This window comes from Gilliamella sp. BG2, from assembly GCF_046635645.1.
Taxonomy (GTDB): Bacteria; Pseudomonadota; Gammaproteobacteria; order Enterobacterales; family Orbaceae; genus Gilliamella; species Gilliamella bombi.
This window is the reverse complement of sequence record NZ_JBIDFF010000034.1, coordinates 1-13773: the sequence shown is the minus strand read 5'-3', so window position 1 is coordinate 13773 and position 13773 is coordinate 1. Positions and strand designations below refer to the sequence as shown.

Annotated in this window: 8 protein-coding genes and 1 pseudogene; 7 read left to right on the top strand and 2 right to left on the bottom strand. The window is 34.0% G+C overall.

The window, feature by feature from the left end; genetic code table 11:
• Nucleotides 1–435: 435 nt before the first annotated feature.
• Nucleotides 436–1281, top strand: a pseudogene (gene asd / locus ACGH6Q_RS10970) (archaetidylserine decarboxylase); the annotation flags it as partial.
• A gap of 7 nt (nt 1282–1288) precedes the next feature.
• On the top strand, nt 1289–3907 hold the full coding sequence (gene mscM, locus ACGH6Q_RS10965) for a miniconductance mechanosensitive channel MscM (protein ID WP_065589329.1): 2619 nt from the start codon (nt 1289–1291) through the stop codon (nt 3905–3907).
• Here the strand turns inward: mscM and ACGH6Q_RS10960 are convergent.
• Nucleotides 3904–4434, bottom strand: coding sequence for a DedA family protein (locus ACGH6Q_RS10960; RefSeq protein WP_065589330.1), 531 nt, complete (start codon nt 4432–4434; stop codon nt 3904–3906). The genes mscM and ACGH6Q_RS10960 overlap by 4 nt on opposite strands.
• A 183-nt stretch (nt 4435–4617) precedes the next feature.
• On the opposite strand from ACGH6Q_RS10960, the gene fdhD reads away from it, so the two are divergent.
• From fdhD to ACGH6Q_RS10935, 5 genes are all read left to right on the top strand, one after another.
• Nucleotides 4618–5424: a formate dehydrogenase accessory sulfurtransferase FdhD gene (fdhD, locus tag ACGH6Q_RS10955; protein WP_411592823.1), complete on the top strand. Its 807-nt coding sequence runs from the start codon at nt 4618–4620 to the stop codon at nt 5422–5424.
• 290 nt (nt 5425–5714) lie between these two features.
• On the top strand, nt 5715–6533 hold the full coding sequence (locus tag ACGH6Q_RS10950) for a purine-nucleoside phosphorylase (protein WP_065560695.1): 819 nt from the start codon (nt 5715–5717) through the stop codon (nt 6531–6533).
• Between the two features lie 58 nt (nt 6534–6591).
• Complete coding sequence (locus tag ACGH6Q_RS10945) at nt 6592–7830, top strand: nucleoside permease (RefSeq protein ID WP_411592822.1); 1239 nt, start codon at nt 6592–6594, stop codon at nt 7828–7830.
• A 178-nt stretch (nt 7831–8008) separates the two neighbouring features.
• On the top strand, nt 8009–8953 hold the full coding sequence (locus tag ACGH6Q_RS10940) for an EamA family transporter (RefSeq protein ID WP_411592821.1): 945 nt from the start codon (nt 8009–8011) through the stop codon (nt 8951–8953).
• A gap of 946 nt (nt 8954–9899) precedes the next feature.
• A complete protein-coding gene (locus tag ACGH6Q_RS10935) occupies nt 9900–10376 on the top strand; it encodes a hypothetical protein (protein ID WP_065589334.1) in 477 nt (158 codons plus the stop codon).
• Between the two features lie 503 nt (nt 10377–10879).
• Here the strand turns inward: ACGH6Q_RS10935 and ACGH6Q_RS10930 are convergent.
• Nucleotides 10880–12310: a hypothetical protein gene (locus tag ACGH6Q_RS10930; protein ID WP_411592820.1), complete on the bottom strand. Its 1431-nt coding sequence runs from the start codon at nt 12308–12310 to the stop codon at nt 10880–10882.
• Nucleotides 12311–13773 lie beyond the last annotated feature (1463 nt).

The following is a 13773-nucleotide window of genomic DNA, read 5'->3' as shown; positions in this document are numbered from 1 at the left end:
ATGGTTGTTTTTGACAGAATTATTATAACTCACATCATGCCGTCTAAAAAATAATCACGAAAGATCAACACGCCCTAGTATTCCTGCAAAAATACTGTTCTTAAATCCATTACTAAATCGATGTATTTCTTAGGGTGTTAAATGCTAATATGATTACTTATAACATGATAATATAACTATACTGCTTAATGTAACTAAATCTAGCTTTAATGCTTCTAAATGCTATTAATACTGTCCTTAATTATTGGTAATGACCGCAGTTTAAGTAACAATAACGATAAAAGTTTTTAAACGATTGCCATTATTGAACAGAATTGGCAAAATTTATATATGTATATGATCAATTATACAAATTATTGATTTAAGTTGGTTTTACACTTTGTCTATAAACCTTGGTATAATGTATTATTTATAACATAATTTTGAGAGTTATCTATGTTAAATCAGTTAAAAGCAATTATTCAGTATCTTCTTCCTAAACAGCTATTAACCGTTATTTTTGGTTGGTTGGCAAAAAAACAGTTAGGTAAAGTTACAACATGGATGATTATGCTTTTTTGTAAAGTGTATAAAGTGGATTTGAGCGAAGCAAAAATTAGTGATGTAAAAGAATTTAAAACCTTTAATGACTTTTTTGCTCGCGAATTAAATGAGGATGCACGGCCAATTGATACCACCGATAGTGCTGTTGTTATGCCTGCTGATGGTGTAATTAGTCAGTTTGGTACTATTCTTGATACACAGCTGTTACAAGCTAAAGGGCATTTTTATTCTTTAGAATCATTACTTGCCTGTCATCCTGATATGATCAACTTTTTTAGAAATGGTTTATATGCAACCACTTATTTATCTCCTAAAGATTATCACCGTTTTCATATGCCTTGTGATGGTATTTTGCGTGAGATGATTTATGTGCCTGGTTCGCTATTTTCAGTTAGCAAAGCTACAACCGAAAGTATACCTAATATTTTTGCTCGTAATGAACGTGTGATTTGTTTGTTTGAAACCGAATTAGGTCCAATGGCGCAAATTTTAGTTGGTGCAACTATTGTTGGTAGTATAGAAGTACAATGGGAAGGTATTGTTACCCCTCCACGAGAAGGAATAATGAAACGTTGGACTTATACCAACGGGATAAAATTAACTAAAGGACAAGATATAGGTTGCTTTAAGTTAGGTTCGACAGTAATTACACTGTTTGCCTCAAATTCGATTGAGTTTAATAACCACCTTAAAGTTGGTGATGTTACTCGCGTGGGTCAAAAATTAGCTGACAGGATATAGCTTTATGTGGATTCGTGGTGTTGTGTGCTTTGTTGTTGTGTTGTTTTCTTCACTGACTTTTGCCGAAGAAACCACACCAGTCATTAATGATGAGAATGATCTTTCGCTAGTTGTTCATCAGTTAAGTGATAAAAATGATGAACTCAGACAAAATATGGAGTTACAAAAAACACATCTAACTAGTATTGTTAATGAGCAAAACAATATCACGACACAAATTTCACATGTTCAAAATACACTGGCAACACTTGATGAACAAGGAGAATGGTTGAGTTTTTCGACCGCTTTGGGCGAAACCTTACGTCAACAGTTATTGCGTTTGCCAGAAAAACCCAAATCGCAAGCGCTTGATGCCGAAATCGCCGAGGCAAAAGCGCAACAACTTAATTATAGTAATATTTTAACATCTTTGGACAATTACCCAACTTTAACAAGTCCACTTAATAGCATCAAAGAAGCAACCCAATATCGTCGTTTAATTCGAGAACAGACCGAATTACTTAAGACTCTTATTTCGGGAACTGATACTACCATTCTAGAATTGACTAAACTAAAAATTGCCAATAAGCAATTAACCAATGCGATTGACGAAGTAAACGATGCTGCACACAGATATTTCTTCTGGGTAGCTGATGTGAATCCAATATCATTGAGTTATCCAATTGATTTAGCCAAAGATGTTGTGTATGTGATTTTTTCTGTCGATACCATTTCGCAACTTTATAAAGCTAGCATTGAAGTACTTAGTTCGCCAAAACCGTTATTTTTAATTATTTTGTCGTTGCTATTCGTGTTTGCACACTTTAAGATGCGCACGAAATATAATATTTTTCTCAATAAATCAGCTAGCCGTGTAGGAAAAGTTACACAAGATAGTTACTCTTTAACCTTAAAAGTAATTATATTTTCATTAATTATGGCATTACCTATCCCTATTTTGTGGGCAGTGTTTGGTTATGCTTTACAGATTAATTCAGATTATCCTGTCGCATTTGCCTTGGGTTATGGTGTGAATGCTGCTGCGCCTATTTTGTGGGTATTTATTATTTCAGCGCATTTTGCGTCAACTAATGGACTGTTTATTACCCATTTTGGTTGGTCTGGACTTAGCGTACGCTCAGCGATGAAATATTATCAACTTTCAGTTTGGCTGGTAATTCCACTAGTGATGATAGTAATGAGTTTTGATCAATATAATAATCATCAATTTGCAGCCACAATTGGTCGAACGTCGTTTATTTTGCTCTGCTTTGCTTTGGTGTTTATGACTAATTCTATCCATCGTGCTGGTGTTCCTCTTTATATTGATAAAAAAGGAGCTGGTGATAATTTATTAAGTCATATTTTGTGGTTTATTTTATTAAGTGCACCATGGCTAGCTATCATTGCTGCTTGTTTAGGTTATCTTTCGACAGCTCAAGTACTATTAGGACGTCTTGAGGCCTCTGTCATTATTTGGTTTGCTTTGTTAGTTATTTATTTTATGATTCGCCGTTGGATGTGGATCCAAAAACGTCGTATAGAATTTGAACGAACCAAGCAGCGTCGATTAGAACGTATGCAACGAGCCAAATCACATGAAGATGATCTCAATTCACTTAACGAAAGTGTTGATGAACCTGTTATCGATTTAGATGTCATCAGTGCGCAATCCTTACATTTAGTCAGATCGATTATTATGATGATTGCGCTAATTAGTATGATTTTGCTATGGTCTGAATTGCATTCGGCCTTTGCCTTTATGAATAATATTAAACTTTGGGGAACCAGCGCCATTGTAAATGGAACTGAAATCGAACAATACATTACCCTTGGTGCAGTTTGTATTGCGATTTTAGTGATGACAATTACCGTTCAGTTGGTCAAAAATCTGCCCTCTTTGTTGGAGTTAGGCATTTTGCAACATTTAGATTTATCACCAGGAACAGGGTATGCTATTTCCACAGTTTCAAAATATATTACTTTGATGATAGGCTGTATGATTGCATTTTCGTTTATTGGTATCGACTGGTCTAAAATTCAATGGTTAATTGCCGCATTAGGTGTGGGGCTAGGTTTTGGTTTACAAGAGATCTTTGCTAATTTTATCTCTGGCTTAATCATTTTATTCGAAAAACCAGTACGTATTGGCGATACGGTGACAATTCGTGATTTGACAGGTAATATTACAAAAATTAATACCCGTGCAATTACCATTGTCGATTGGGATCGTAAAGAAATTGTGATGCCCAATAAAGCTTTCATTACCGAACAATTGGTGAACTGGTCGTTGTCTGATTCGATCACTCGAATTGTATTAACCATTCCCGCAACTATCGATGCTGATAGTGATTTGGTTATCAAACTTTTACAACAAGCATCAGATGAATGTGAATATGTGCTTAACGATCCTGAACCTCAAGTATTTTTGGTGGATATCCAAGAAGGTATTCAGTTGTTTGAACTACGTGTTTTTGCTGCCGAGATGGGACACCGAATGTTACTGCGAAGTGCTATACATAAATTGATACTTGAAGCTTATCGTAAACATCATTTAACGCTACCATTCCCACCATTGCAAACCAATTTAGAAGCATTGGGACGCAAGAGTGGGCGTCGTAGTTATACCATCGGCACGCTTTAACCAAAAAGAGTTTCTAACCAAGGCACACCAAATGCTCCTGGCGCAAGCAATACAAAAGCCCAAACTGGTGCTGAAGCAATGTTTGCTAGGTTAAATTTGGTGGTTGGCATATGCATTGTGCCAGCAATTAAAGGGACTATGGCTCGTAGTGGTCCAAAAAATCGACCTATAAATACCCCTAACGTTCCATAACGCTGAAAAAATTGCTCAGCACGATAAACTAATTTAGGGTGCTTATTAAGTGGCCATGAAGCAATAACTTGTTGATGATAGTGTTTACCCAACCAATAAGACAGTAAATCTCCAAAAACAGCACCTGCCGAAGCGGCAATTAATACGGGTACAAATGATATTGCTCCTCCACCGATTAAAGCCCCTGCCCCTAATAAAATAGCCGTTGCAGGCACTAGAAGCGAGATAATCGCTAATGATTCACCAAATGCCAATAAAAATATAATGGGTAATGCCCAAACTTGGTGGTGCTCAATAAACTGCATGATAGTCTGTGTAATTTCTTGTAATGACATAGAGTTAGCTTATGAATTATCAATTGCTTATGGTGAACTATTTTATCATAATATTGCTTATTAAGTGCTAAGCACGCCATCTATTGATAAAATATTACACTGCGTTAACATTTTAGAATTATTAATGGCTGATCTTGTGCTGATAGCAGTCTTAATTATAACCAAATTAGCAAGAGGCAATTAATGGCGATCGGTGTTAAATCAATTCCAGTACGTAAATTTAAAAACAGTAAGTTACAACATTTTCAACCTGATATGTTAGCTATCGAAAAGCCAGTTGCTTTAATTTATAACGGAATTTCACATGTAGTGATGATGGCGACACCAAAAGATTTGGATTATTTTGCCATTGGTTTTTCGTTAACGGAAAATATTATTCATTCGGTTAATGATATTTATGGCATTGATGTTATTGATACCCCAAAAGGCATAGAAGTACACATTGAACTTTCGTCACGACGCTTTAGCGAGCTAAAAGAAAAACGACGTAATTTAGCTGGACGAACAGGATGCGGCATTTGTGGTACTGAGCAGATAGAGCAAGTCTGCCAAGATATTCCTACTTTACCATTAATAAGTCAGATTGATTTAGCTGATTTTAGTGACAGCTTAAGCTATTTATCGCATGTTCAACAAGTCGGTAAACAAACTGGTTGCACGCACGCAGCTGTATGGCTAGATTTGAAAGGACAATTTATGGCAGGGTTTGAAGATATCGGCCGGCATGTCGCATTAGATAAACTACTTGGCTTTAGAGCTATGAAATTGTTAAATAACCCTGAGTATCAACACGGTGTGGTATTAGTATCAAGTCGTGCTAGCTATGAAATGGCACAAAAAACCGCCAATTGTGGCGTAGAATTTTTGTTAGCGGTTTCGGCAGCAACTTCAATGGCTGTCGATTTGGCTAAACAATGTCATTTAACTTTGTTAGGATTTTTTAGGGGCGATAAAGGTGTGATCTATTCTGGCGATGATCGTCTTATCTAAGAAAATCTTTTATATTATTCATTTTGGTGATTAAATTAATCTAAATTTAATATATTGAATAATAAAAATAAAAAATAAATTTTTCTAATTCATTCTAAGATATACCAATTCGCATCTTCCTTTATTAGACGAAGATCATCATAATATATGCCGAAAACAAAAATTATTTTGTTTTTTAATTATTTTATGGGATTTTACCCAATTAAACTAAGCAATAGGTTATCACTGTTTTATTATATTCACCTATTTTACTTTAGCTTAGCATTAATTTTTTTTGAAAGGATACTATCATGCATCAGACTTCAGATATTCAACAAGCCGTTAATTTTATTCAGAAACACACAAACAAAAAACCAACAATTGGGATTATTCTTGGTTCAGGTTTAGGACCTTTTGCCGACACTCTTGAAGATGCTGTTCATATTCCTTATGACACAATTCCACATTTCGCCAAATCAGCAGCCGTTGGCCACGCAAATGAATTAGTCATTGGCCAATGCGGAGACAAAACAGTTGTGGCAATGAAAGGGCGCTTTCACTATTACGAAGGTTTTTCGTTAGATCAAGTTACTTTCCCTGTTCGTGTGATGAAGATGCTTGGTGTTGAAAAATTAATTATCACTAATGCATGTGGTGCAGTCAATACGAGTTTTAAACCAGGCGATTTAATGTTGATCACCGATCACATTAATCTTACTGCCAACAATCCTCTTATTGGACCAAATAACCCTGATTTAGGTGTGCGCTTTTTAGATGTAAGTGAGGTTTATAATAAGCAATTGCGTTCAACAGTAATTGATGTAGCCAAAGAACTTAATATTACCTTACAACAAGGTGTCTATGCTTGGTGGACAGGTCCAACTTATGAAACACCTGCCGAAATTAGAATGATTCGTGTTTTAGGTGCCGATGCAGTTGGCATGTCAACTGTACCCGAGGCAATTATCGCACACCATTCAGGCATTAAAACCATTGGAATTTCGTGTTTAACTAATATGGCTTGCGGAATTTTAGATCAACCATTAGGACACGAAGAAGTTATAGAGACAGCAGAACGCGTTAAATCAACTTTTTTACAACTAATAACAAAAACGATTGCACGCTTCTAACCAATACTTTTTATTGGTAATTTTCTATAAAAAGTTCACTTTATTTTAGGAATAAACAATGAACATAAAAAATAGATTAAAAATAATGATGTTTTTCCAATATTTCATTTGGGGAAGCTGGTTAGCCACTTTTGGTGCTTATCTATTTAATACTTTACACTTTTCTGGTATTGAAGTATCGATGATTTTTAGTACCAAAGGTTTAGCGGCATTAATTACACCATTTATTATTGGTATTATTGCCGATAAATTTTTACAGGCTAAATATCTATATATGCTTTGTCATTCTGTTTGTGCTATTGCGCTTTTTTATGCTGCATCAGTTAATGATTCAGCTATTTTATTTTGGGTAATGTTAGGCAATGCGTTAGCTTTTATGCCAACTATTGCATTATCTAATTCTATTAGCTACCACTGTTTGGCTCAACATAACTTAGATTCGGTAACCGTTTTCCCTAAAATACGAGTATTTGGTACTGTCGGTTTTATCATTGCAATGTGGACAATTAGTTTATGCAAATTCGAGTTGAGTAATGCTCAGCTTTATGTTGCCTGCGCAGCATCTGCTGTACTTGTTGTTTATAGTGCAACATTACCAAATATTACTGTATCTAAAAGTCAAAAACAGTCTTGGGTTTCTTATTTAGGATTAGATGCTTTTGTGTTATTCAAAAAGCCCGTTATGGCTGTTTTTTTTCTTTTTGCTATGTTACTTGGTGCGATACTACAAATCACTAATACTTTTGGTGGCGCTTTCTTACATGATTTTGGTAAAGTCTCAGAATTTAAAGATAGCTTAATTGTACAATACCCAGCTATTTTATTATCGGTTTCACAAATGGCTGAAGTCGCATTTATCTTAACCATCCCATTTTTTCTCAAAAAATTTGGCATCAAAAAAGTCATAATGATAAGCTTAATTGCTTGGACTTTGCGATTTGGTTTATTTGCATTTGGCGATCCGACACCTTTTGGTTTTGTGCTATTAATGCTTTCAATGATTGTTTACGGCTGTGCATTTGACTTTTTTAATATTTCAGGTTCTATTTTCATTGAAAAAGAAGTCAGTTCAAATATTCGAGCCAGTGCTCAAGGACTGTTTATGACCATGGTTAATGGTATTGGCGCTTATTTTGGCTCGATTTTAAGTGGTTATGTTGTTGACATGTGTACACATGATGGTCTTAAAGATTGGCAAACAATTTGGCTAATTTTCGCTACATATGCACTTGTGTTAGGTGTTGTTTTTTATTATTCATTTAATTATGACCATACTAAAAGTAAGTGTGCTACATAATCACTTATCTGTTGAGATTAATAGATTTTGAAATATTAATTATCATTGTAATTTGATTGATTTAACTTATTAAAAAGACATCTGGGGAATGAATTTAATAATCCTTCCCCTAATGTCTTTTATTGTGTTTTTTAGCCGAAATTATCGGCAATGTTATTTTTTGTTACGAGATTTAGATATGAAAGATAAATTTTTAGGCGGTTTACTGGTTTTATTAGGTGCATGTAGCTTTGGCGTACTATCTTCTATCGTTAAGACGGCTTATCAAGACGGGTATAAATTAGGTGAAGTCACTGGTATCCAATGTTTTTTGGGAATGTTAATGTTATGGATTATTCACTTTATTGTCAAAATAATACGATCCCCAAAAGTATCTACATCAACAAACACACGATTAACACCTCCAACAGAAAAGAATACAAAATTAACAAAAAAATGGAAGGTCTGCGCTGTTGGTCTATTTCCTGGATTAGTCGGTATTTGTTATTACCAATGCGTACAACTAGTGCCTGCATCAATTGCAATTATTTTATTAATGCAATATTTGTGGATTAGCGTCTTTATTGATTTTATTTTTTTCAAAAACAAACCTAGTATTATTCAACTTTCAGCGATTATTGTAATTATCTTAGGTAGCTGCTTAGCAGCAGGTATTTTTAATCAAGATATTAGTTTAAATTTGACTGGTTGTTTTTTTGGTTTTTTAGCAGCACTGATGTATTCACTCTTTATTAGTACTAGCAGCAATATTGGTAACGAATTACCTAAGCTTGAAAAAAGTGCGTGGATGATTACCGGCGCATGTATTGTTACTTTTTTGATATTTCCACCTTTATTTTTCTTCAAACTTGATATTAGCGACAAACTGTATCAGTTAGGATTTTTATTAGCATTGCTAGGTACTGTATTGCCTCCTTTTTTGTTTTCGGTAGGAATTCCAAAAATTGGAATTTCATTAAGTGCCATTTTGTCGGCAGCAGAATTGCCTGTGGCGGTCACTTGTTCATATTTTTATTTACGCGAATCGGTCCATTTTAATCAATGGATTGGAGTGGGTATTATTCTTCTAGCAATTGCTTTACCTAACTTAAAACATGTCAAAAAGAACAAACTTGAAAAATAGTTAGCTCATCTGACATTTTCGACTTAAAATGTAGGAAAACACCAATTTGTTTATATTTCACGGTTAAAATAATCTTCTAAAAACTCATAAGGTATTTTATTTAAAATCGCCTTATGTGGTTTAACTTTATTATTATAAAAGTGAGCAAATCACTTAAAATTTTGTTTGTATCTGTTGTATCACTAACTATTTGCTGATTATGCCGTATATCAATTAAAACTACTGCAATAAAAAGTATGTTAATCGCCGTATTTGTTTCAATTCCTGTAAACAGCGTAAGGAAATCCTACATATTAGGTTGATTATTTGTAATATCCAAAGGCATTGAAAACCCAACAATCATCACCATAATTATGTTCGTCTTATAATTTGACCAATATTGCTAGTTTTTTACTAAAAAATAAATCATTCCGTGCTCCGCACTATTTTAAATAGCTTTAATAGTTAAATATATTAAAAATTATTATGATATATTGATTAACTTCGTTATGTATTTGTCTATAAAATTAGACGTAAGATCTTTAACTAAAAGATAAAATTAGCGATATTATTGAACTTTCCAAAATTAAATCTGTCTTAAAAAAGTGATTATTTTTAAATAGGTAGTCATTTGCTTATTAAGTTTTTACTATTAAGTAATAATGTTTTACTGTATTGATAATATACCGTAATTAACCTTTAAATAAGGTTTATAAGTAAATAAGACTTTTCATTTTCTGATAGCAGTTGTTCTTAATAGTATTTTTTTATTTTAAGTACCTATGCTTTGAAACTTAATTTCATTAATTTAAATATTCATTATAACATAATGAGTTATTTTAATTTTTGTTGTTTTTTCTATTTAAGTATTATGTCAACCAAAAACTTTTTTACATAAAATTAACAGCCTATTTTCTTTATTAAGGTCTTGTTATCTTTTTATTTTAATTAAAAGGAAGTTACAAAAATGAAGATATTAAAAAAACCTTTATTTACCTTAGTGCATAGTAATAGCGCAATACCTGAACACAGAACGCTAGCTTATTTAGATCCCACATTAAATTATTATACCGATCATATCGACGAAATTATTGCTTTGCGTGTTAAAGAACTTAAATTGCATCATCCTGAATATAGAGAATGCCCCAATTGTGACAGAACCAATAACAAAAAGGGATTTTCTTTTGTTTTTCATGAAATATTTGAGTCAGAGCATCATAAAAAACAAATTGGCATGCTAAAAGACGAAATAGCTATTACAAAAGAATCAAATAAAATAAAGGAATTACTTGATTCCCGTATAAAAGAAATTGCTAATGTTTATCCTGAGTTACAATTTAACTTTAATGACATGCAGGTTTTACCAGCTAAAGTCAAAGAGTATCTTTTTGCACCGCCGTTAATATTAACTGAAGATCATGCAATTATGCTTTGGGATGATTAAATAAAGCTGTTAACAAAAAATCAATTGCCGTGATGTGCTATTGTAAAATTAAGCTGTTATGCTTACTATTATCGACCTAAATTATTAGATGTTCCAATAATTACTTTAATATTTAGCAAGATAGCCAAAAAACATTACCCTGATTTTTTTCTAAATGTTTTCATCGTATTCAAAAGCTAGGCTATCAATGGATATCACAAACGTGTTTATCGGGAATATTGTTAATTAAAACTTAATGTTGGACTAATCCTCTAAAAACGCATAAGGTATTTCCTCTGAAATTACTTTATGCGATTTAATCGTATTATAGTAGTTAATAAATAGCTTAAGTTCTTGTTCTCTATCTTTTGAATAGCTAAATTGTAAGAATTACTTACCATGGATGGACATAACCTTTTACAGCTAAATTAATCTAAAGAGTTTATAGCAGAAGGGGTCAATCTACTATTTAAAACAAAATACTAAGTATTTTGTTTTAAATAATTATTTTTGAAGGTAAGGAATCAAGGTGTAACACAAGCCACTCTATAGTATTGATCCGAATGAAACCTACTGCCAACTATACCGACATTAGCTTCTACAACATAATTTTCTACAATGCCATTGTCCACTCGTTGGTCTGAAGTCCAATAATGCGCCAAATTAATGTTATTCCAATCGGGATCTCCTACCCTAAAAAACTCCCAATCACTGTCTTTATAGTAAAGCTGTGTCATACGTCCCCATTCGCTAAGTAATCCTCCCATCCAATAACCATTCACTTTATAACTAATTTTTCGTAAATAGCTTCCGTCTGTTATACCATTTTGCCAATTTGGCATACCATCATTTCTATTTGCATTGGTAAAATCAAGCACTTTGGGTATACGATACCCACCACCATTAAAGTTATTACAAAACGCTACGGCATTTTGATAACCGCCTGCACCGCCTTTTTTAGCTACATACCAACGCTCTAATCTAAAATTATACAATGGGTCATTGTTTTTATCGTGTAAATAAAATGTTGAAGGAATAAAAGAACCAGGATTACTCTCCTTAGGACCCGTTAAGTTAATTTTTACAAGCCCTGTAGGTAGCGTATTTTCAGCATTTAACGTTAATGTTACCCCTCCTGTCAAAATTGTTCGACCATTCGTATTAACGATATCTTGTGCTTTCATTCCTGCAACACTCAAGTAAAAAAATAAATTATGAGAGCCTGTGGTTGGAAAGTTTGCTCCAGGATTCGCTGGATTATAGGCATAAAATCCTCTATATTTATTCCAATCTCCATGCGGATCGTTAAGAGAAGAAACAGCCCCATCGTAAGGTATATCATTTGAATGCCAATCATATTCTAAATTAGGCATAGCATAACAGAATTGTGGTTTATCCATTTTGGGATAAAGATAATAGGTATGCCTATTTCCAGTAAATTTATCACTTTCAGAAGGAATACCATATTCTGTCTTAATGCTCACATCTTCCACTTCTAACGTCAATTGATAAGGTGCATCACAGCCATTTAATGCTTTATCTGAGTTATCTTTCACATAATTAGTAATATCTTGACCATATAAATTCTGCCATTTAATTTTTAATTTACTTGAATTGACACGATGAAGTGTATCGCCATCATCATCCTTCCAATAACCATTGTCAGCAATCACTTTATCTGCCAATACCTCTGGATAATCCCCATGCGGTACTAATGTCTTGATATCCGCAAAAGTGGCTAAAAGTTTATCTAACACTAATGGGTTTTCCATACTTGAGCTATCATTTGATACAGTAATAATTTTGTTTCCGGGCAATGTCACTGATAATAAGGGACTAATTGAATCGGCATGAGTCGCACCGCCATCAAAGGTTAAATAAGGCGCAGTACCCTGAATGTAATTAGAAGTCGTGGCCGATAATGCCTGCGATTCAAAAGAGTATGGCAATAACAACAATAGCGCTAATACCAATGGAACTTTTGAAAATAATTTTATGGATAATTTCGAAGATATAAATGAGTTTCGTGCAAAAACTCTTCGAATAGGATTATTTGATAAATTTAAGACGTAGGTTAGCCAGTGCTTGTGCCTTGTGCCAAAAATGATACTGCATTACGTTCCTCGTGTCAAGTAATATTTTGTTTTATTTGAATTTTTTATAATTATTCGCTTATTTTCCTATAGCAATAAGAGTATAGCCGTTTAAAAAATAGTTGGCTAGTTTTTTAGCGGACTTTTTTGTAAAGAAATGTAAAGATGAAAACGATTCGGTTTTAGAGATAGGTTAATTTTATAATTAAAATAGGGTGTTACCTTTAGGACTTTTTGACTTTTACGGAATGATTAATATTGCTAATAACATCTAAAACACAAACACGCCCAACAGCCCAGTTTGACGTGCTAGCTTTACTTTGTTATCGGTATATTTTGATGCTGTGATAAGGCAGGCATATTAGCATTGTGGTGCTATAAGTGTGTTTTGCTCTAAAAATGTTCAGGTAGACCATTGATTTTATTGAAGTTTTTATTTGTATTTTTAAATAAAATCAAACCCTTATAAACTGTTTTTTTATTACGTTGGATTTGTTTTTTTAAGAAATAAGAAAAGTGCTTTTGTTATTTGATAATAGCTATTAATAACAACTTGTTAATAACAACCAGTTAATAGCAAAAGCGCAAGCTTTTAAGGCGTATCGGTCGGGCGCTGTTTTACTTTTAATCATTAAAGTGCTGGCTTTGCCTGCCAGCGCCCAACTTGCGCCGTGCTTTATTCTTTTGTTAGATTATCCTCTCACACCATAAGCACCTTCTGCGTCCTAATGATTAAGAAATAAACGCTAAAAACTAAGGTGTGGTGCAAATAGCATAATCGATTAGGCTGCTGGCAATATCGTGCCTGATGACCCAGCCGCATCGAGAGTGGACATGGAGCTGGCGGTTGCTACCCGGTACGCCATATGCCCAGACGCAGCCATTGAAGCCCGTATCAGCGTAGAGACTCATAACGCCCCACTCCGTGAAAAATCCAGCGCCTATACGACGTTGGTATTCCCTATGTACTGACGACGGCGTGGCGCCATCTACGCCATATATACATGGAAAGTTAAAATGTACACCACACTTCGCATTGGTAAAATCCCTTACCCTAGGCATGCGATAACCCAAACCATTACACCATGCTAACTGGTCACTATAACTACTCCATATATGCCCCCGACTGACGAACCACTGCCTCAACACAAACCCATATTTTACTACCTCATCATTAGTTTTTATATCTCTACCCACTAACTCAAACGTCTGCGGTAACCTTGGTACAGTAATTCGTCTAGGATTCGGATGGATCGGCTACACTAAATCATACAACTTTTTTAAGGGGTAAGGTAAACTTATCACAACTAAAAAAGGAACAAATA